Annotated in this window: 19 protein-coding genes and 1 pseudogene; 10 read left to right on the top strand and 10 right to left on the bottom strand. The window is 54.9% G+C overall.

Features of this window, described 5'->3' with window-relative positions; genetic code table 11:
* The 4 genes and pseudogenes from Q4501_RS13810 to Q4501_RS13825 all read right to left on the bottom strand — a co-directional run.
* Positions 1–329 (bottom strand): annotated as a pseudogene (locus Q4501_RS13810) (energy transducer TonB); the annotation flags it as partial.
* Positions 326–736, bottom strand: a complete 411-nt coding sequence (locus tag Q4501_RS13815) for a biopolymer transporter ExbD (protein WP_303596850.1) — start codon at positions 734–736, stop codon at positions 326–328. The gene Q4501_RS13815 and the pseudogene Q4501_RS13810, both read right to left, overlap by 4 nt.
* Complete coding sequence (locus tag Q4501_RS13820; RefSeq protein WP_303596851.1) at positions 733–1,128, bottom strand: biopolymer transporter ExbD; 396 nt, start codon at positions 1,126–1,128, stop codon at positions 733–735. Before Q4501_RS13820 ends, Q4501_RS13815 begins: the two co-directional genes overlap by 4 nt.
* Entirely contained in the window at positions 1,115–1,933 is an 819-nt protein-coding gene (locus tag Q4501_RS13825; RefSeq protein ID WP_303596852.1) for a MotA/TolQ/ExbB proton channel family protein, read from the bottom strand. Before Q4501_RS13825 ends, Q4501_RS13820 begins: the two co-directional genes overlap by 14 nt.
* A gap of 316 nt (positions 1,934–2,249) precedes the next feature.
* Between Q4501_RS13825 and Q4501_RS13830 the strand changes: the two genes are divergently transcribed.
* Positions 2,250–4,484, top strand: a complete 2,235-nt coding sequence (locus Q4501_RS13830) for a diguanylate cyclase (RefSeq protein ID WP_303596853.1) — start codon at positions 2,250–2,252, stop codon at positions 4,482–4,484.
* A 17-nt stretch (positions 4,485–4,501) separates the two neighbouring features.
* On the opposite strand, the gene Q4501_RS13835 is transcribed toward Q4501_RS13830, so the two are convergent.
* A complete protein-coding gene (locus tag Q4501_RS13835) occupies positions 4,502–5,269 on the bottom strand; it encodes a TSUP family transporter (RefSeq protein WP_303596854.1) in 768 nt (255 codons plus the stop codon).
* A complete protein-coding gene (locus Q4501_RS13840; protein WP_303596855.1) occupies positions 5,260–6,399 on the bottom strand; it encodes a transglycosylase SLT domain-containing protein in 1,140 nt (379 codons plus the stop codon). The genes Q4501_RS13835 and Q4501_RS13840 overlap by 10 nt, the downstream gene beginning before the upstream one ends.
* Positions 6,400–6,451: 52 nt before the next feature.
* Here Q4501_RS13840 and Q4501_RS13845 point away from each other — a divergent pair, with 52 nt between their 5' ends.
* From Q4501_RS13845 to Q4501_RS13865, 5 genes are all read left to right on the top strand, one after another.
* Positions 6,452–7,939, top strand: coding sequence for an amidase (locus tag Q4501_RS13845; RefSeq protein ID WP_303596856.1), 1,488 nt, complete (start codon positions 6,452–6,454; stop codon positions 7,937–7,939).
* Between the two features lie 147 nt (positions 7,940–8,086).
* On the top strand, positions 8,087–8,719 hold the full coding sequence (locus tag Q4501_RS13850; protein WP_303596857.1) for a hypothetical protein: 633 nt from the start codon (positions 8,087–8,089) through the stop codon (positions 8,717–8,719).
* A 124-nt stretch (positions 8,720–8,843) separates the two neighbouring features.
* Positions 8,844–9,851, top strand: a complete 1,008-nt coding sequence (locus Q4501_RS13855) for a methionine ABC transporter ATP-binding protein (protein WP_303596858.1) — start codon at positions 8,844–8,846, stop codon at positions 9,849–9,851.
* Complete coding sequence (locus Q4501_RS13860; protein WP_100687464.1) at positions 9,851–10,516, top strand: methionine ABC transporter permease; 666 nt, start codon at positions 9,851–9,853, stop codon at positions 10,514–10,516. Before Q4501_RS13855 ends, Q4501_RS13860 begins: the two co-directional genes overlap by 1 nt.
* Positions 10,517–10,743: 227 nt before the next feature.
* Entirely contained in the window at positions 10,744–11,526 is a 783-nt protein-coding gene (locus Q4501_RS13865; protein WP_303596859.1) for a MetQ/NlpA family ABC transporter substrate-binding protein, read from the top strand.
* A 75-nt stretch (positions 11,527–11,601) separates the two neighbouring features.
* On the opposite strand, the gene Q4501_RS13870 is transcribed toward Q4501_RS13865, so the two are convergent.
* Together Q4501_RS13870 and Q4501_RS13875 are read right to left on the bottom strand one after the other, a co-directional pair.
* Positions 11,602–12,255: a peroxiredoxin gene (locus Q4501_RS13870; RefSeq protein WP_303596860.1), complete on the bottom strand. Its 654-nt coding sequence runs from the start codon at positions 12,253–12,255 to the stop codon at positions 11,602–11,604.
* A gap of 181 nt (positions 12,256–12,436) precedes the next feature.
* Complete coding sequence (locus Q4501_RS13875) at positions 12,437–13,798, bottom strand: sodium:alanine symporter family protein (RefSeq protein WP_303596861.1); 1,362 nt, start codon at positions 13,796–13,798, stop codon at positions 12,437–12,439.
* 208 nt (positions 13,799–14,006) lie between these two features.
* Here Q4501_RS13875 and Q4501_RS13880 point away from each other — a divergent pair, with 208 nt between their 5' ends.
* Together Q4501_RS13880 and fghA are read left to right on the top strand one after the other, a co-directional pair.
* On the top strand, positions 14,007–14,438 hold the full coding sequence (locus Q4501_RS13880; protein ID WP_303596862.1) for a CBS domain-containing protein: 432 nt from the start codon (positions 14,007–14,009) through the stop codon (positions 14,436–14,438).
* A gap of 65 nt (positions 14,439–14,503) precedes the next feature.
* Complete coding sequence (gene fghA / locus Q4501_RS13885; RefSeq protein ID WP_303596863.1) at positions 14,504–15,349, top strand: S-formylglutathione hydrolase; 846 nt, start codon at positions 14,504–14,506, stop codon at positions 15,347–15,349.
* Between the two features lie 32 nt (positions 15,350–15,381).
* Here fghA and Q4501_RS13890 read toward each other — a convergent pair whose 3' ends face one another.
* Entirely contained in the window at positions 15,382–16,512 is a 1,131-nt protein-coding gene (locus Q4501_RS13890) for an HD-GYP domain-containing protein (protein ID WP_303596864.1), read from the bottom strand.
* 139 nt (positions 16,513–16,651) lie between these two features.
* Here Q4501_RS13890 and Q4501_RS18525 point away from each other — a divergent pair, with 139 nt between their 5' ends.
* Positions 16,652–17,077, top strand: coding sequence for a hypothetical protein (locus Q4501_RS18525; RefSeq protein WP_368497738.1), 426 nt, complete (start codon positions 16,652–16,654; stop codon positions 17,075–17,077).
* Positions 17,053–17,685, top strand: a complete 633-nt coding sequence (locus Q4501_RS18530; protein WP_368497740.1) for a GGDEF domain-containing protein — start codon at positions 17,053–17,055, stop codon at positions 17,683–17,685. Before Q4501_RS18525 ends, Q4501_RS18530 begins: the two co-directional genes overlap by 25 nt.
* On the opposite strand, the gene Q4501_RS13900 is transcribed toward Q4501_RS18530, so the two are convergent.
* Positions 17,682–19,079, bottom strand: coding sequence for an MATE family efflux transporter (locus Q4501_RS13900; protein WP_303596865.1), 1,398 nt, complete (start codon positions 19,077–19,079; stop codon positions 17,682–17,684). The two genes, Q4501_RS18530 and Q4501_RS13900, sit on opposite strands and share 4 nt — an antisense overlap.
* Between the last annotated feature and the right edge of the window lie 62 nt (positions 19,080–19,141).

The following is a 19,141-nucleotide window of genomic DNA, read 5'->3' on the forward strand; positions in this document are numbered from 1 at the left end:
TCTGGCTCTGGCTCTGGCTCTGGCTCTGGCTCTGGCTCTGGCTCTGGCTCTGGCTCTGGCTCTGGCTCTGGCTCTGGAGTGGGTGTTGGCTGGGTTTCAGGTTTTGGTTCTGGCTTTTTTTCCTGCACAGCTTCAGCTTTCTCTGCAGGCGCAGGCGCTGTTTTTCCTGCAAGCGAGATCTTGATAGCGGGCGCGGTATTGACTGCCGCATTGCCTAACTGGTGAATCTCCAGGGGTTTGTCGGGTATGGCGGCCAGAAGAATACCGGCACTGAGCACGATGGCGATTGCCAGCAGTCCCAGGCGCGCAGCGCGTCCGGTATCCTTCACGTTTCTGGCTCCGTAAGCAGCATTATTTCGTCGAAACCGCCCTGCTCCAACTTACGCAACAGAGCCTCAAGGTCGGCCATGGCAATGGTGCTGGCCGCAGCGATCTTCAGTGGGTTCTGTGCGTCTGGTTCTGGCAGATGTTGTAGCAGTGTTTGCGCATCCAGTGTTTCACCGCCTGCTCGCCAGCGGCCCTGTGCGTCCACGAACAGGTCGGCATGGGGCGATTGCTGCTCGGCACTCGCAGGCGTAGCCGGTAGGTCAGGCAAAGGATCGTCTGCAAGCTGCCCGGCAACTATGAAAAACATCAACAACAGGAAAACCAGATTGATGAGCGGCAGGAGAGCATCCTCCACCCGTTCCATCAAAGACTTGCCAGACGTGGAAGGCGGTGGAACCAGTTCGATCATGGTGTTTCTTCGGTCGCCCGTTTCCAGTGGGTTTGAATGCCATTGCGGGACAGCTCACCCAGCGTTGATGTGAACAGACTCAACTGAGTTCCGGGTGCGGTGGTGAGGTTTACCTCGGAGATGCCGGCGCTGCGAAGTTGAGGCAGTATTTGGCCAATTGGAAGCGCGAGCTCCTGCCACTCTATTTCGCCACCTTCTGTGACGATCAGCAGAGGTAAGGGTTCGCCTGTTACCGTGCTTCGACCATCTGTGTTATTGGCAAGTTCCAGGTGATCCACGGGTAGCAGCCGGCTGGTCAGCATAAAAAACACCAGCAGGATGAACACCACGTCAATCAGCGGTGTTATGCGAATGGGTATTGGCCTGTTGGGCCGAGGTTCAACCAGTTGCATGGGCGAAACGTTGACTGCTATGGGTTTCAAACTCTTTCTGGTCTTGTGATTCTGATCGTTGTCGTTTGGCTGTTGCCTGAACTGGCGCGCCGACTGCAGCTTCACCGGTAGGTTCTTGCTGGTCCATAAACGCTTCCGGTGCCGTACTCAGTACCGAAACCAGAGTGCTGTTGACGAGTTTGTGAATGCGCCGCAATCGAAACTCTATCCAGGCAGCCAGAGCCGCGAATGGAATGGCAACAACAAGGCCAGCTGCCGTTGTGGTCAGGGCTTCGTAGATACCACCACTCAATTGAGATGCGTTTGCCCGACCTTCTGTGGCGGCCATGGCACTAAAGGCTTCCATCATGCCCATCACGGTTCCCAAGAGGCCAAGCAAGGGAGCAAGGGCCGCGATCACTTCAATGATTTTCAGTGGAGCCTCGAAGGGTTCTAACCCGTGCTGGGCGTCCCGCGCTGAAGTCTCACGAACCTGCCGATCGTCCTGGTTGTTCTGTCGCGCCTCAATGGTATTGGTTACGAGATGATGAAGCGGATTCAGCCTTGCCCAGCGGCTGGCTTGCTGGCGAACCACTTTCGGGTTTACCTCAGTGGGGTTCTGTTGCCAAAGCGTAATGATATTTTTAAGTTTTTTTGACAATCTGGGTGCACAGAGGGCGCCTAAAAGCACCACGTAGACAAATGTGATAAGACCCAGTACTGCCATGACAAGCAGGACCATCATTACCGGGCCACCCATGGCTAACAGTTGGCTGAGGGGGCCATCCGTCACCGTGGGACCGAGAGGCGCCAGAATATCGCTCATGATAGGTATCGCTCTTACTGAAAGTAGATATAAATAATAACGATTATCATTGTGTTTGCAAGTGCGTAATTATTCCGGTCGCGGGCTTCTGGTAAAGTTCATATTTCTGTAAAGCGCACTTTGCAAAAGCATTTGACCAGAAATCGGAGGTCTTACCATTTACACCTTTTCCCTGCGAAACGGAGCAATCCTCTTGTGTTGATTAACCGTTGGCTTGGCAGTCTGGTTAACCGGGCTGTGCTGCTGGTTGTGGGTGTTGTTGTTCTGACCGCATTACTGGTTGCACTTGCAGGCTCGCTCCTCAGCAGATCGGAGCTTGAGCAGCAGGCAGCAGGCAGCAAACCAGGTAACCACGATTGCTCAGCTGGTTGCGGTAGAGTTGGACGACAAACTGTCGCAGCGACTCGAAGCACTCAGTCATGTGGCCGAGGGGTTCACCATGAGCGAGACGGCTTTCGGGACGCGAGCGAAAATACTGGTGCGTCGCCAGACAGCGCTGCAGCATCTGTTCGATGGTGTTTATCTGATTGATTCAAAGGGAAAAGTGATCGCGGAGTATCCGGAGATTTTCAACCTTGTCGGAACGGATGTCAGTAGTCGTCCATATTTCCTCAAGGCTTCCGGACAGCTTACCCCGATTATCAGTGAACCCTACCGTTCACACTATCAAGGCAAGCCCGCCGTGATGGTGGCCGCCCCTATATTCGATCACAATCAGCGCTTTATCGGAATGATCGGGGGAGCCATTGCGCTCGCCGGAGAGCACCTTATTGAGGAGTTTTCTGGTGTTCGCATTGGGAAAACCGGTTATCTGGCGATCGTGGCCCGTAATGGAACCGTTCTTGCCAATGGTCGCACAGGTGAAGTGATGCAACCGATAAGAAGCGCCAACCCGGTGCTCCAGGACGCTTTGGGTGGATTTGAGGGTACGGCCCAAACCCGCGACATTGACGGCGAAAGTATCATTCTGTCGGTGCAACAAATGGCAGAAGTACCCTGGTTCGTTGCAGCGGTCTGGCCGGCCCGCGAAGCCTATGCACCAGCGACTCGCACCAAAGATGCCTTTCTCTGGATTTTGCTGGCGGTAATTCTGCTCGTTGTCCCTGTTGTCATGTGGCGCTTTCGGCGCCTGCTGGCGCCGCTGCAAGAACTTGGGCAACAGGTGCATGAGCGGCATCTGGGTGTAAGAACCAGCCCGGTGGGTGGCTCAGGTGGTTCGGAGATCCGCCAGGTTGCTGACATATTCAACATGGTTATGGATGAGCGTGAGGATGTTCTGAGTTCTCTCGCCGAGCGAGAGGCATTTTTCCGTTCGCTCACCCGTGGTGCACCTATTGGTATCGTGCAGGCCGATGTTCTGGGCCGCATCGAGTTTGTAAATCCTGTTTTCGAACGTATTCTCGGGTTGAAAATGGCCGAGCTGAGTGGAACCCACCTGTTTGACTGTGTTTCGGATGTAGACCGTGATGCTGTTATAACAGGCTGGCAACACTCGCTTGAGCATCAGGAGGTATTTCGTGACCGTTTCAGGCTGCAGGGGCCAAATAGCCAAAGGCCAGTCTGGTGCCAAGTAATGACTGCGGCCCTTGAAACGCCGGAAAAAGTCATGGGTACCATCACTATTGTCCGCGATATTTCCCATGAGCTGGAAGTTGAAGAAGCGCTTCGTGACGAGCAGCAGAGAGCGGAAAACATACTGGGGGTGATGCAGGATGGTGTGTTGATGGCAGATACTGGAGGTGTTATCCGTTATGCCAACCACGCTGCGAGCCGCTTTCTCGGTTCTGATGGGGAATACCTGGGAAAAAATGTGTTTGAGCTGGTAGGCATTGATCACGAGGAGCAGTCGCTCACCCATGAGTGGTTTCTTGAGCGTGATGATCTCGATAGCCTTTACATTACTCTCCGCAACCGGAATGGCGAGGCGTTTGATGTCGATCTCAGCATGATTCACATCCGCCAGGGCAGGCATAATGAGCGGCTGGTGTTTGTGCTTCGGGACGACACGGAACGCAGGCGGGAGGAAGAGCGGCTTTCCTGGGAAGCTACCCATGACAGCCTGACGCAACTACTGAATCGTCGTGCTTTTAACGCTTCGCTCAATAAGTGCCTGAGCGAATCGGCGCATCAGGAAGTAAGCTCTGTGTTGATGCTCATTGATCTCGACTACTTCAAACCGGTGAATGATGAGGGCGGGCATCTGCTCGGCGACGAATTGCTGCGGCGCCTCGCTGAACTGTTCAAGGAGCCGGTGCGCCAGTCTGACACCGTTGCCCGGCTGGGTGGTGACGAATTTGGTATCATCCTCCCTGCCTGTGGTTTGGCCCGGGCAAAAACTCTTGCCGAAGGTATCCGTGCCGGTGTTGAAGCCCTTAAGCTAGAGCAGGATGGCCGCATGTTTGGAGTTACGGCCAGTATTGGTATGACGGAACTGCTTGCCGTGGATCGCGAACCCAAAAGCGTTATTGCCCGGGCCGATGAGGCTGCTTACCTTGCCAAAGCAAATGGCCGGAACCGGGTTGAAGTGGTGCTTGCGACAGAGCAGACGTAGCGATAAAAGTCGGGTATTCAGGTCCACCCGGTTGCTGCCGCGCTTGCTTGCCACAACAAGCGCAGAGCGAGCAAGGTAAGTACAATATTCAGGGCTTTGCTGAACCAGCGGTTGTTGAGCCGGTTCAGAAGGCGCAGACCAATCCAGGTGCCGGCAAAACCGCATGCTGTCATGGCGAGTATAAACACCAGCCAATCTGTAAAGACAAAACCCGTCACACCGAACACCAGGGCTTTGGGCGCATGCTGCAAAACCATCGCTGTGGCAAAGGTTGCGACGGTGCGGAAGCGATCCACATGAATCTGCTTAATGAATGCGGCCACCAACGGGCCTGTAGCCCCCACGAAAAGGCTGACAAAGCTGGTGAGTGTGGATGCAATAAATATCCCGGCAGAACCGAAAGCTCCTTTGGGCAGAGCCGGCCCCCAGCACAGATAGAGCACGAATACCGCTATGGTCAGCTGCCAAAGGTAGGCGGGCAGGCTTACCAATAACCAGGCTCCTGTTGCTGCGCCCAGGATAACGCCAGGTATGAAAGCTGCAATGGTCCGCCAATCGATATGCCTCCACGTCAGTATCGCCCGGCCGCCGTTGGAGCCCAGTTGAATCATGCCATGAACGGGAACGATTGCTGCCGCCGGCATCCATGTAGCCATCAGGATCAGCAGAAGAACGCCTCCGCCGGCGCCCAGGCTGGCGGTAATCATCGATGTGATAACAGAGCTTGCCAGTAGGAAAAGTGCCACTGAAAAGCTCAGGCTTTCCGGGAGCAGAGCTATTTCCACGCGCAGAATTCCGTGGGTTTGAGCTGTGGCGTTCGGCACAAGGCTTCGGTTGCCAATTGTACGTCGGCTACATAATACAGCGACGCCAGCCCCAGCCTGTCCCGGCCCAGGTTGTGAAACACCATGCCAAACGCTATATCGCCGGCGGTAAAACGTTCGTGGTTGGCGGCAAAATATTCTGCTGGTTTGGCCAGAATCTCGTCATCAAGAAGCGCCTGAACGCGGCCTGCACCGCCGTGGTAGGCCTGAACCAGCAACAGTACAAACAGCTCATGGCGCTTGCTTTCCGGCAGGTGACCAAAACGTTCGTCGAAAATCGGCTGCAGGTTGCGGGCATTCTGATGCATCAGGCGCAGCGCGCAATCCATTTGCGCCAGCCGGTGCCAGTAGTTCTGGGGTTTTATTTGGCAGTCATTCAATGCGGAGGGCGAAAGCTGGAGAATGCCCTTTGCGTTTGCTTGAGAGTGCGCTCTTGCCTGTCCGCCGCTTTCAATCAGGATTTGCCCGGCCAGGTACCTGGGTAAAACCGCTGGCAGAGTAAAGCGGTTTTGCTCGCTTCGGCGTTGGACAATATACATTAGCGCATCGTGCAGTGAGCCTGGCTGTTCGCGACTTGCGAAGGAAAGGTCATCCCAGGCGCCCCAGACAAGATCCGTGCCTTGAGCGCCCAGGTAGCGGCCGACGGAGAGGTCCAGATTGACATGAGGCTGGTCACAGGCGAGAGCAAACGGATAGCCATTGGTATCGGCGTCGCCGGCAATCCATTCCTCCGTGCGCCCTTTTTCGTGCAGTGACTGGCGGGTATCGTTCAGGCGCTTCTGGGTGGTTGCGCGATCGGCGCCGTCACTGATCCAGCCCAGGAACTGCCCACGCATGTCGAACAGAATATGGCGTTCAGGGCTGGAGCAATAACCCGATTCTCTCAGAACCCAGCGCCGTATGGTGAGAATGTTCTGATAAACGCCCTGGCTTACCCAGTAAGGCGAGCCCCGTACTATGGCTGTCCAGCCTGAGGTTTGATCACTTTCAATCCCGGCTTGATTCTCTTCAGCCAGCACTGGTGCTTGCACCAAAGTGGTCAGGGTGAAAGTCAGAACAAGCTGGCGTAAGCTTGCGAATCTTGAGCTCATAAGCGACGTGTCCGTGGTATCCCGGGCATCACAATAACAAATGGACGCTACTATGAAGCAATCTGAGTATCTTCATTACGATGCCACGGCGTTGGCTGATCTCATACGCCGAGGCGAAGTGACCTCCAGGGAAGTATGCGAGGCTGCGGTGGAACGGGCAACCTCTGTAAACAGTTCACTTAACGCAATCTGCTTCCCCCAGTTCTCCGAGGCTTTGGCGCAGGGTTTTCCTGAGCAGGGTGCGTTCGCCGGTGTTCCTATGCTGCTCAAGGACCTGGCGCAAGAACAGGCTGGCCGACCCTCTACTCTGGGTAGCCGTAGCTTTAAAAACAACATAGCGCCCCAGGATTCAGAATTTGTGCGCCGTGCTCGTGAAGGTGGGCTGGTTTTTCTGGGACGGACAGCAACACCGGAATTTGGCCTCAAGGCCATTACGGAATCGGAGTTGTGGGGGCCGTCGCGGAACCCCTGGAGTACGGATCTTACCCCTGGAGGATCAAGTGGTGGTTCCGGTGCTGCAGCCGCCGCGGGTATCGTGCCTATGGCCGGCGCTAACGATGGCGGGGGCTCTATCCGAATACCGGCAGCATACAATGGATTGTTTGGGCTCAAGCCATCTCGCGGTCGTATTTCTAGCGGCCCCTTGATGGGAGAGTCCTGGACCGGTGCTTCTACGGATCATGTGGTCACCCGCACGGTGCGTGACAGCGCCGGAATGCTGGATGTGCTTAGCGGTAATGCCTGCGGTGATCCGTTTGTTATCCCAGGGCCCGGTTCCGCATACTCTGATCTCATGCAGAAATCACCAGGTAGCCTGAAAATCGGTGTGTTTACATCGTCTCCGTTCGATACCGAGGTAGCTCCTGAGTGTATCGCCGGTGTTGAAGAAACGGCGAGGATTCTGGAAAACCTGGGGCACAAGGTTGAGTATGCGCGGCCGGAATTCGACGGCATGGCATTAGCCCGCTGTTATCTCGGTCTCTACTTTGGTGAAGTGTCTGCCCTGATGGCGAAAGCCAAAGCGCAGTTTGGTGCCGTTGACAGCGATTTCGAATTGGACACCCGTCTGCTCGGCATGCTGGGTAACAGCATGCCGCTGTCAGACTACGTGCTTCGCCGCCAGCAGTGGAACGAATTTGCGCGGGCGCTGGGGGCATTTTTCAGGGGATACGATCTCTACCTTTGTCCGACTACCGGTCAGATGCCAGCCCGCATTGGTGAGCTGGAGACTCCGTCTCACCTGAAGCTGGCAGCAAAGCTGATGCTTGGCCTCAAGGCCGGGAAAATGCTTCACCGCAGTGGTCAGGTGGATCAGATGGCTATGGAGAGCCTGGCCCGGACGCCATTTACCCAATTGGCCAATCTTACCGGAACCCCAGCCATGTCGGTGCCCTTGCACTGGACCGCCGGGGGGCTTCCGGTCGGCGTGCAGCTGGGTGCTCCGCATGGTGGTGAGGGCGTATTGCTGCAACTGGCGGCGCAGCTGGAGGAAGCAGCGCCCTGGTTTGGTTATTACGAGCGACTTGATAATGCCTTTTAGACTGCGAACGGATAACGGGCATTTAACGGGTTGTGATCCGTTGATGTCAGGCTCACGTTTATCTTTGTATGCTTAACAGGCTATGCTGTGTATCAGGGAGACCATCTTCCTGATATATCCTGATGGCATCGAGGAGGCGAGCGTATTATGAACCAACCGATGGCAATCGATGAACTGGTATCAGTAGCACAGGCAGAAGCCATGGGAGAGCTTGATGCTCCGATGATGGCGATTGTTCTGGCCGATGAACAAAGCTATGACTTGCCCATCAACTCACTTGAAACCGATGCCGACAAGGCGCGCTGGGGGTTGATCCTCCGTGCTGCCCGCGAGCATGTAGAAGCGGACGCTGTGGCGGTTCTCTATCCCGCCTGGACAACTATCCGGCACAAAAAGAAAGAGGTCGCTGAAGATGACGGCTCTGAAGCTTCTGAAGACAGTCCTGGAATGTCGTCAGACAGCACCGGAGATGAGCCCAATGAGCCGATAGACACCTTGTTTGTGCAGCTTCATACCCGGGATCACGTCTACTGGCGTGGATTTGAGCAGATCCGGGATCCGAAGCATCAGCGCATCATAGGCTTTCGCCGCATCAAAGCCCTGTCTACGGATTACAAGCGTGATGAAGAGCCGTCGGTCGCATCCTGGCTCAGTACATTGTTTGAGCCTTTGCCGGAGCATGGTGAAGAATCAGACGTTGATCTTGAACTGGCCGATCTTCTCGAAGAGCCGGAGGTAAGTGCTGCGTTGTATCCACGGCAACTGCGGGCGTTGCACTGAGGGCTTTACGCCTGTAGCGAACCAGCATGGCGGGTGCGGGGTGTAGGGAAAACCCGGATTCGGGTTTGGCAGGCGAATAGTCTATAATCGCCGGCCTTAATCCTGCACCCACAAGGCGCTGACCGTGATTGTATTTGACCAGGTACAGAAGTCGTATCAGGTGGGCGGCCGGGAGATCCCCGCGCTGTACCCGACCGATATGACCATCGAAACCGGCGAGGTATTCGGTATTGTCGGGCATTCCGGGGCGGGAAAATCCACCCTGGTGCGCCTGATTAATCTGTTGGAGCCGCCCACCGGCGGCAGCATTCTGATTGATGATGAGAACATCACCCGGTATAGCGCAGCGGAACTTCGAGCGTTTCGCCGTAAAGTCGGGATGATATTCCAGCATTTTAACCTGTTATCTTCAAAAACCGTGTCGGATAACATCGCCTTCCCGATGAAGCTGGCGGGTATCTATTCCAAAGCGGAAATCCGGGATCGTGTGCAAGAACTGCTGGCCCGCGTCAGCCTCACGGATCATGCTGACAAATACCCTTCTCAACTTTCCGGTGGCCAGAAGCAACGCGTTGGTATTGCCCGCGCGTTGGCCTGCAGGCCGACAATTCTACTGTGTGACGAAGCCACCAGTGCCCTGGATCCACAAACCACCCAGTCAGTGTTGCGATTGTTGGCGGAGATCAACAAGGAGCTGGGCCTCACAATTGTACTCATCACCCATGAGATGGACGTGGTGCGCCGGGTGTGCGACCGGGTTGCGGTGATGGACGGTGGCCGTGTGGTAGAAATGGGCGCTGTGAGCGATGTCTTCCTTCACCCGAAGCACCCTACCACCCGGGATTTCGTATTCGAAAGTGAAAACACTGACAGCGACGAGCGCCAGCAAGACCTGCAAAAGGCTAATGGTCGTATCCTGCGCCTGACGTTCAAGGGAGATTCGACCTACCAGCCATTACTGGGCAGCGTTGCACGGGCATCGGGCGTGGATTTCAGCATCCTCTCAGGGCGTATTGATCATATCAAAGATACGCCCTATGGCCAGTTGACCCTGTCGTTGGTGGGCGGGGATCTGGAGGTTGCCATGAGTGCGCTTGATGCGGCCGATGTTCACGTGGAGGTGCTGCGCTGATGGAAGCTTTATTGAGTAACGTGGACTGGCCAGAGATCGGCATAGCGAGCTGGGATACCCTGGTGATGGTGGGTATGTCTCTGCTGTTCAGTGTTCTGGCGGGCCTGCCGATTGGTGTTTTGCTGTTCCTGACTGGCAAGCGCCAGTTGCTGGAACAGCCGGTAGCTTACGCCGTGCTCTCATTTGTCGTGAACGTGCTACGTTCGGTGCCGTTTATCATCCTTTTGATTGTGATGATCCCGTTCACCGTGATGCTGATCGGCACGTCTCTTGGCGTTGCAGGTGCCATTCCTCCACTGGTGGCCGGCGGTGCACCCTTCTTTGCCAGGTTGGTGGAGACATCCCTGCGGGAAGTTGACCGGGGCATTATTGAAGCCACGCAAGCCATGGGCGCCAACGTGCGCCAGATCATTTTTGGTGCCTTGCTGCCGGAGGCGCTTCCGGGCATCATCGCTGGCATTACGGTCACTGCGATTACGCTGGTTTCCTATGCTGCTATGTCTGGCGTTATTGGCGGTGGCGGTCTGGGTGACCTGGCCATCCGTTTTGGTTATCAGCGGTTTCAGACCGATGTGATGGTCATCACTGTGGCTCTGTTGGTGATCTTCGTACAAGTGTTGCAGATGGTGGGTGACCGTCTGGTGCTTTATTTCAGCCGTAAGTAGTTCAGTTTTGGGTAGGCCACGTGATGGTACAACCCTCAGAAGACACGTCAGAAATGAGCTTGGGTGACGGCGTGCTTCCCGAAAACGTGGAGCGCCAGGGATGGCGCGACCGAGCCCTACATGGATGTATTTACGGGCGTTTTTCGGGAAGCACGCCGTCACCCGAGCGGATGCCATGAACAATTCTGCTTTAAATAACCGAGTGACCACGAACAGGAGAGAATTAGATGAACCTCAAAAAAGCCTTGGTAGCACTGGCTGCTGCATCCGTTTTTTCCGCTGCGGTATCCGCTGAGAAGCTGTCCGTTGCTGCAACGCCGGTTCCCCACGCAGAACTGCTGGAATTCGTGAAGCCGAAGCTGGCGGAACAGGGTGTAGAGCTGGAAGTCAAAGTCTTCACCGACTACATCCAGCCCAACATCCAGGTGGATCAGAAGGGTATGGATGCCAACTTTTTCCAGCACCAGCCGTACCTGGATGAGTTCAATGACGGCCGTGGCACCAACCTGGTTACGGTCACCGGCGTTCACGTTGAGCCGTTTGGCGCCTATTCCAACAAGATTGACTCTCTGGACGACCTGAAAGAAGGCGCAGTCATCGCCATTCCGAACGACCCCACCAATGGTGGGCGGGCCCTTCTGCTGCTTCAGAAAGCTGGCGTAATCACCCTTAAGGAAGGCAGCAAAATCACTGCAACGCCTCGTGATATCGCTGACAACCCGAAAGATCTCGACTTCAAGGAACTGGAAGCTGCAACATTACCGCGGATTCTTGGCCAGGTAGATGTGGCGCTCATCAACACCAACTACGCTCTGGAAGCCGGCCTGAATCCGTCTGAGGATGCGCTGATCATCGAAGGTTCCGAGTCTCCGTATGTGAACATTCTGGTCGCCCGTCCTGACAACAAGGACAGCGAGGCCATGAAGAAACTGGCGAAGGCACTGAAGTCTGATGAGGTTCGTGAGTTCATCAAGAAGCAATACGAAGGCGCTGTCGTTCCAGCATTCTGATAAGAACGAAAGCCAAAAAAATGCCGGACAGCTTAAGCTGCCCGGCATTTTTTATTCCGCAATCAGAACTGGTGATTAATCACCGCTCCAGTTGGCTGTGGGGTCCGGTGTCATCCGCAGGTAGGATTTCACCTTCTTGTAGCCTTTCGGGAAGCGCTGCTTGATCTCATCTTCGTCCTGAAGTGACGGCACGATAACAACGTCACCACCGCGTTCCCAGTTGCCGGGAGTCGCGACCTTGTGTTCGTCGGTTAGTTGCAGGGAATCGATCACTCGCAAAACTTCATTGAAGTTACGACCGGTGCTGGCCGGGTAAGTGATGATCAGGCGAACTTTCTTGTTCGGATCAATCACAAATAGTGAACGTACAGTCAGTGTGCTATCCGCGTTGGGATGGATCATGTCGTACAGCTCGGCGACCTTGCCGTCATGGTCGGCTATGATCGGGAAGTTGACTGCGCAACCCTGGGTTTCGTTGATGTCCTTGATCCACTCGTGGTGGGAGTCAACCGGATCAACGCTCAGTGCGATGGCTTTAACGTTACGCTGTGCAAACTCCTCTTTGAGCTTGGCTGTCAGCCCAAGTTCTGTGGTGCACACCGGAGTGAAGTCTGCAGGGTGGGAGAACAGCACACCCCAGCCGTTTCCTAACCACTCGTGAAAGGAAATCTTTCCTTCACTGGAGTCCTGTTCGAAATCTGGTGCGGTATCGCCTAGACGTAAACTCATATTCGCTCTCCTTCGATGCTGCTTTTTAAAGCGTTGTTCGAAATTCCGGCAAGCAAACTGCCGAACCCATTTACTGAGTGTATACGAGAATCATTGGTGCCGGAGGATGGGATTACAAGGGTCAGTTGATTCATCTCATCCGGCACCGGCCTGTTACCCTCGCTGGCGTCTCAGGGTTCCTTTAACGGCCCACCGCCTTTTTCTGCTCAAAGTGCTCCTTGGTCAGCGTGAATACCACAGGGCTGAGGAGTAAGAGAGCAATCAGGTTTGGTAGTGCCATCATGGCGTTGAGTGTGTCGGCTATAAGCCAGATCAGGCCCAGGTTTACGGTTGCACCAACGGGGATGGCAAGAATCCAGGCAACCCGATAAGGCACGATGGCTTTCACCCCGAACAGAAACTCGACGCTCCTCTCGCCGTAGAATGACCAGCCCAGCAAGGTGGTAAAGGCAAAGACGGCCAGGGCTATTGCCACCACATAATCGCCAACCCCCGGAAGTGCTTCAGAGAACGCCATCGAAGTGAGTGCCGCGCCGGATTCGCCAGACGTCCAGACGCCGGAGGTAATGATAACCAGACCGGTGATCGTACAAATGATGATGGTGTCAATGAAGGTCCCCAGCATAGCCACCATGCCCTGGTTTATCGGGTTTTTGGTTTGTGCTGCAGCATGAGCGATAGGGGCGGAGCCGAGGCCGGCTTCGTTGGAAAAGACGCCCCGGGCCACGCCAAACCTTATGGCCGCCCACACCGCTGCACCGGCAAAACCACCCTCTGCGGCTATCGGACTGAAGGCATGTTTGAAGATCAGTTCAAACGCGGCAGGGATATCGGCAAAATTAAGTGCCAGAACAACCAGGCCTGCGAGCAGATATGACAGCGCCATTAGCGGTACCAGTGCACTTGCTACCTGCCCGATACGGCGAATGCCTCCAATCAGTACCAGGCCCACCAGAACCATCAGGACGACGCCAGAGAGCCAGTGTGGCAGACCAAATGTCGCTTCCATGACATCTGCGACTGAATTGGCCTGAACAGTATTACCAATCCCGAACCCTGCAATGGCTGCAAAAATGGCAAAGAGCACGCCCAGCCAGGCCCATTTTTTGCCAAGACCGTTGCGAATGTAATACATGGGGCCGCCGACATAAGAGCCGCGCTCATCTACCTCGCGGAAGCGCACAGCGAGGACCGCTTCGGAGTATTTTGTTGCCATACCCACCAGGGCGGTCAACCACATCCAGAACAGGGCGCCTGGCCCGCCGAGGAAGACGGCCGTCGCTACGCCGGCAATATTGCCTGTTCCGACTGTTGCAGACAGAGCTGTCATCAGCGCCTGAAACGGCGGGATGTCGCCATCAGATTCTGCATCTGCCGCGCTGCGGCCTTTCCACATCTGGCGGAAGCCAGCACCTAGCTTGAGTATTGGCATAAGTTTCAGGCCGAGACTTAAAAACAGCCCTACACCAAGAATAAGCACCAGCATGGGCGGCCCCCAGACCAGCCCGTTGATCGTGCCTATAATGTTTTCAATGGCTTCCATGGGAGCCCCCTTGTGTATGCCATGGTTTAAAGATGTGACTCTGCCCCGAAGGGCTATAACCGGCTGAGTTTAGTCGGATATTGCTGTCTGTAAACTGTCAGCTGATGAAAATTGAGGATTAGGCGCCTATTGCCTATGTTTACAGTAAGGTAGAGGATATAGCGCCGCTTGGTGCTGTTGGATCAACCAGAAAGGTGAGGAGTTACTGATGAGTGCGCTCAAAGTTTCTGATGTCATGTCCAATCATATTGAGCCGGTTCGATGCGGGACGCCGCTCACCGAGGTAGTCAAGGCGCTGCTGGAGCATCACATCTCCGGGCTGCCGGTAGTCGATGCAAATCGACGTTTGCTGGGTTTTGTTTCTGAACAGGACTGTATCCACTCACTGCTGGTGAGCAATTATCACTGCGAGGGCGACCCGGTTGTAGACGATGTCATGTTTCGTGAACCTTTGGCGATTTCTCCTGACATGGCCATTGTTGACCTCGCCCAGAAGCTTGGGTCTGGCAAGCCAAAAGTGTATCCGGTTGTGGATCATGGAAAGCTCATTGGTATTGTCACTCGCACGGCTGTGCTGGCCGAGCTGGCCCGCATCGGTTGTGGGCTTGAGCTTTCGAAGCGCAAAGGCGAAGACGACTGATCAGATTGCATTCGCAACTCGTACATCCAGGCCGCATTTTTAAGGCGCACTTTAAAGGGGACACTATGGAGTTATTATCCACTAACGTCAGTTTTGACGGGGAGCATCGCCGCTACCGACATAGATCTGCGGTGCTTGAGTGCACGATGGAATTTGCCGTGTATCTGCCCCCGGCTGCGGTGGGGCCGAACCCACAAAAAGTACCGGCGCTCTGGTGGCTATCCGGGCTGACATGCACGGATCAGAATTTCATGGAGAAAGCCGGTGCCCAGAAGAAGGCAGCGGAACTGGGCATGGCCATTATTTGCCCGGATACCAGCCCGCGTGGTGTTAACCTGCCGGGAGAAGATGACAGCTATGATTTTGGAAGCGGGGCCGGATTCTATATCAATGCCACCCAGCAGCCCTGGGCGCCCCACTACCGAATGTACGACTACGTGGTTAAAGAGCTTCCGCAACTGGTTGAAAGTGAGCTCCCACTAACCGGCAAGCGCTGCATCAGCGGTCACTCCATGGGTGGCCATGGCGCATTGATATGCACGCTCCGCAATCCAGGTCGCTATGTGTCTGTTTCAGCATTTGCGCCTATTGCCCATCCAACCGTTTGCCCCTGGGGGCAAAAGGCATTCGAAGGGTACCTCGGGGGTGATTCGGCGAGCTGGGAAGAGTGGGATGCTACTTTGCTGATTCCGAAAGCCGGTGAGCGCTTGCCTCTGTTGATCGACCAGGGAACGGCAGACGGTTTTCTGGAAAGCCAGCTTAATCCGGAAGCGTTGGTAAAAGCGTGTGAAATGCATAATCATCCCATCAACCTGCGGATGCGAAAAGGCTACGATCACAGCTATTTCTTTATAGCCTCATTTATTGATGAACATCTCGCTCACCACGCCAAGGCGCTGGGCCTGGTCTGAGCGATTCATCGGGCTAATTGGGTGAACCCGGTTCAGTCCGGGAAGCCCCAGATCCGGCTGAAGTTCATCGACGGCATGATATCAGGCTCTTCCAGCGCCATGATGTTGAACCCCGGTATGCTGGTATCACGCTCCTGACGGGTGTCGCAGCTGGCTCCCGAAGAATCCAGGACAACCTGCGCAAAAGGCCCCAGCGTGCGCAATGGCCTGCGGGTGATCACGCAGACTTCGTTGTTTTCCAGCCGCACCAGAGTTCCGGGCGGGTACTCGCCCAGAATATGCAGAAGAGCTTTAGGAAGTGCTGGCCGGAAACTGCCATCTGCCAGGTTCGCGATCAGTTTGCGCGCGGCTGTAACGTTCATTCGCTTGCGGTAAGCGCGTTTTGTGATCATGGCTACGTAGCGTTCCGCCAGCGCGAGGATTTCCGCCTCGGGCCGGATATCTGCACCGCTCAGGCCGTCCGGATAACCGCTGCCATCCGCCTGCTCATGGTGTTGAGCGATGATCGTAAACAACAGCTCGTTCTCAATACCTACCGCTCTCAACGCGCGGATGCTCCTTTCGGGATGCTTGCGAATAACGTCCCTCTGTTCCTTGCTGAGCACTTTGTTGAAGGCATTGAGCTTGTCGGCTACGGGTACCAGGGCAAGGTTTGCGCTCAGGGCGGCTTCTGTCAATAAGGGGATACGTTGTTCATCAAGCCCGAACTGACGGGCGATCAGCTGGCAGAGAATGGCGTAAAAAATGATCTGCTCATGGATGGTGGGGCCGACAGAGTAGAGGTGTATCAGGGCCAGGCTTGAATCCGGCGCACTTTTACAGGCCTGCTCCAGAGTATGTGCCAGATCCTGTATGTGTTTGCGTGCTTCCGGCTCGCCATTGGCTATAGTCGCCAGGGTTTTCTCCAGCGCGTGAAGATAACCCGGGTAGCTGGTAAACGGGTTGCATTCTGTCTCGTCCCCGGATACCTCGTTGTCTGCCTCAGGTAACTCAATAGTCCGCGGCTTGAAAAGACCACGCTCAAAAAGCTGTTCGAGCTGTGAATCGGTCTGAATCACATAGCCCTGGCACAGCAGCACGTTACCTTCGGCGTCATACACGTCCCATGGCAATGGACGGCCTATGGTTAGGGCGCCGGGGGCTATTCGAACGAGGTCACTCAAAATCTGATTCCTGCATGGCGAATGTGTACAGTTTTATTACACTTTAATAGTGTGTTGTTAAAAATGGTAGCCTGCGGCGATTATCGGGCCGCTTTGTACTATGCTTGCGTTTTACACACTGTGTTGTCGGACAATTCACATGTTGAGCCGCCTTAAAACCGATTTCCAGTTATCAATTATTACGCTGCTTGGTATCGCCGCTTTTCTTGGTATCACTCCGTTTGTCGTGCTGCGGTTCGTTCAGGGAAACATTGTCGCAGGCATTGTGGATATTCTCATCCTTGTATGTATTGCCGGGGGTATGTTGTTCGCCTGGATAACCGGCGAAACCCGGCGCGTAGGCTTCGTCATTGCCTGGGCTGTGTGTTTGGGAGCAGTGGCTGCAGGAGCCGTTGGTAGTGCAGATTTTTTCTGGCTTTATCCCTGTTTGATGGTGTCGTTTTTCCTTGTTGGCCCCCGTGCTGCCGTTTTAGTGAGCCTGTCAGCCATTGTGACTGCAATAACGATTCGGAGCGATGGCTTCCGGTCCCTGGACCACCTGTGGTCGTTTTTACAACAACGGTGATGACCTGTATCTGTGCCTATGTGTTTGCGGTTCGCAACGAATATCATCGGAAAAATCTTGAGCTGTTAGCAACGGTTGATCCGTTGACGGGTGTGAAGAACCGACGCTCTATGGACGAAGGGCTACAAATGGCTCTGGCTGACGCGTTGCGTACGAACAGGTCTTATGGGTTGGTCATGATGGATCTTGATCACTTTAAAAGGATCAACGATGAGTACGGTCACAGCGTTGGTGATGAAGTGCTTCTTGACCTGGTTTCTCTCATTCAGAAACGGATACGCAATACGGACCAGCTGTATCGTTACGGCGGAGAAGAGTTTGTTTTATTGCTTTCTGGCGTGGATCCAGATGGCCTGGAACTCATCGCCCGCAACCTGCATAAAATCATTCGCCAGCAACTGAGGTTGAGGTGTCACGACAGCAAGATAACGGCTTCATTCGGAGCGGCTCTACTCCGGCGTAATGAAAGTGCAGAGGCCTGGTTGGAACGGGCAGATGCCGCACTCTATGAAGCCAAGCGGTCCGGCCGCGACCGGATCGTGTTTTCGGGTGCTGTGCCTGCGCAGGATACGAGTTCGCCTGCTGGCAGCTCCGGGTTAGCCAACTAGCTCGCTACTGTTGCGCGCGGACGATAACGAAACAGTCTCCATCCCAGCAACATGCTGGCCGACGCCAGGCCCCCGGTAAGCCCTATCCAGAATCCCGCAGCTCCCATAGCCGGGGCAATAACATCGGTAAACGTCAGAATATAGCCGAGCGGCAAGCCCACGCCCCAGAATGAGAACAACATGATCAACAAAGGGATGCCTGTATCCTTGTAGCCTCTCAGGGCGCTGATGCAGGTAACCTGGATAACATCGGCAACCTGGAAAAATGCCGCAAACATCAACAAGCGAATGGTCACTGCCTGTACATCTGTATCGCTGGTGTAGAGGGCCGCAATGCCCTGTGAGAAAACGAACAGGAGAGTTGCAAACACCAGAGCCGTAGCGGAGGCCAGAATCAGCGAGCTGCGGGAAATCAGTCGTGCCGTATCCGGCGCACCCGCACCAATAAGGAAGCTGACTCTCAAAGTAAGCGCCATGCCGATACTCAGCGGCAGCATGAACAGCAAAGACACCACGTTCAGTGCGATCTGGTGCCCTGCTACGACGATAGGACCCAGTGGCGCGAGAAACAACGCGATCACAGCGAACACGCTGGCTTCCACAAAAATCGTAACGCCAATGGGAATGCCAATGCTCAGAATATAGCGAATCAGGGTTGAATTGGGCTTTGCCCAGTCTGCAATCAGGTGGAATTTTTTATAGAGCTGGCTCCGGCTGAGGTAGGTCAGCAGCGCTATCGCGGCAACTCCGTTCGAAACTGATGTTGCCCAGCCACAACCAATACCGCCCATGGCCGGCAGCCCGAGCTTGCCGTAAATGAAGATATAGTTCATCGGCAGGTTAATCAGCGTGCTCAGTACCGAGAACGCCATAATGACGCGGGTATGCCCTAGCCCATCGGTAAGCCCGCGCAGGGCGGTCATGAGCAGCAGGGCTGGAATGCCCCATGCAAAAGCGTTCAGGTAACCCTGGGTTATACCGGCAGTGTTGGCTTCGAGTTTGAGCCCTTCCAGAACCGGGTGGACGTTTGTCAGCAATAGGATCATTACAACAGAGCCAACACCGGCGAGGTATAAGCCTTGCCAGGTAGCCGGCATTATTTTTTCTGGCGTACGTGCGCCGTTGTAACCGGAAATGATCGGCTGCAGTGCCCCGAGCATGCCCATAAAAAACAGGAATAATGGCATCCAGAGACTGCTGCCAATGCCTACGCCCGCCAGATCCTCGGCGCTGGCGTGGCCAGCCATCACCGTATCGATAACGCCGTTGGCCATCTGGGCTATCTGAGCTATCAAAATTGGTCCGCCCAGTATCGCCAGCGTCTTCCATTCGGTTAGTGTCCGCGAGACGAGAGACGTACGTACTTCCGGCAGTGGCTGGTGGGTTTCGTCCATAAAGCGTTGATCCGAAGGGCTGGAGCCAATAGATATTCAAGGATGAATTGCAGGCACGGCAT

Source organism: Marinobacter sp. 2_MG-2023 (assembly GCF_030546935.1).
Taxonomy (GTDB): Bacteria; Pseudomonadota; Gammaproteobacteria; order Pseudomonadales; family Oleiphilaceae; genus Marinobacter.

What these genes read in the sequence shown, in the direction of transcription:
- Q4501_RS13815 (WP_303596850.1), bottom strand. Translation starts at nt 736, where the DNA reads ATGATCGAACTGGTTCCACCGCCTTCCACGTCTGGCAAGTCTTTGATG.
- Q4501_RS13820 (WP_303596851.1), bottom strand. Translation starts at nt 1,128, where the DNA reads ATGCAACTGGTTGAACCTCGGCCCAACAGGCCAATACCCATTCGCATA.
- Q4501_RS13825 (WP_303596852.1), bottom strand. Translation starts at nt 1,933, where the DNA reads ATGAGCGATATTCTGGCGCCTCTCGGTCCCACGGTGACGGATGGCCCC.
- Q4501_RS13840 (WP_303596855.1), bottom strand. Translation starts at nt 6,399, where the DNA reads ATGAGCTCAAGATTCGCAAGCTTACGCCAGCTTGTTCTGACTTTCACC.
- Q4501_RS13845 (WP_303596856.1), top strand. Translation starts at nt 6,452, where the DNA reads ATGAAGCAATCTGAGTATCTTCATTACGATGCCACGGCGTTGGCTGAT.
- Q4501_RS13850 (WP_303596857.1), top strand. Translation starts at nt 8,087, where the DNA reads ATGAACCAACCGATGGCAATCGATGAACTGGTATCAGTAGCACAGGCA.
- Q4501_RS13860 (WP_100687464.1), top strand. Translation starts at nt 9,851, where the DNA reads ATGGAAGCTTTATTGAGTAACGTGGACTGGCCAGAGATCGGCATAGCG.
- Q4501_RS13865 (WP_303596859.1), top strand. Translation starts at nt 10,744, where the DNA reads ATGAACCTCAAAAAAGCCTTGGTAGCACTGGCTGCTGCATCCGTTTTT.
- Q4501_RS13870 (WP_303596860.1), bottom strand. Translation starts at nt 12,255, where the DNA reads ATGAGTTTACGTCTAGGCGATACCGCACCAGATTTCGAACAGGACTCC.
- Q4501_RS13875 (WP_303596861.1), bottom strand. Translation starts at nt 13,798, where the DNA reads ATGGAAGCCATTGAAAACATTATAGGCACGATCAACGGGCTGGTCTGG.
- Q4501_RS13880 (WP_303596862.1), top strand. Translation starts at nt 14,007, where the DNA reads ATGAGTGCGCTCAAAGTTTCTGATGTCATGTCCAATCATATTGAGCCG.
- fghA (WP_303596863.1), top strand. Translation starts at nt 14,504, where the DNA reads ATGGAGTTATTATCCACTAACGTCAGTTTTGACGGGGAGCATCGCCGC.
- Q4501_RS18525 (WP_368497738.1), top strand. Translation starts at nt 16,652, where the DNA reads ATGTTGAGCCGCCTTAAAACCGATTTCCAGTTATCAATTATTACGCTG.
- Q4501_RS13900 (WP_303596865.1), bottom strand. Translation starts at nt 19,079, where the DNA reads ATGGACGAAACCCACCAGCCACTGCCGGAAGTACGTACGTCTCTCGTC.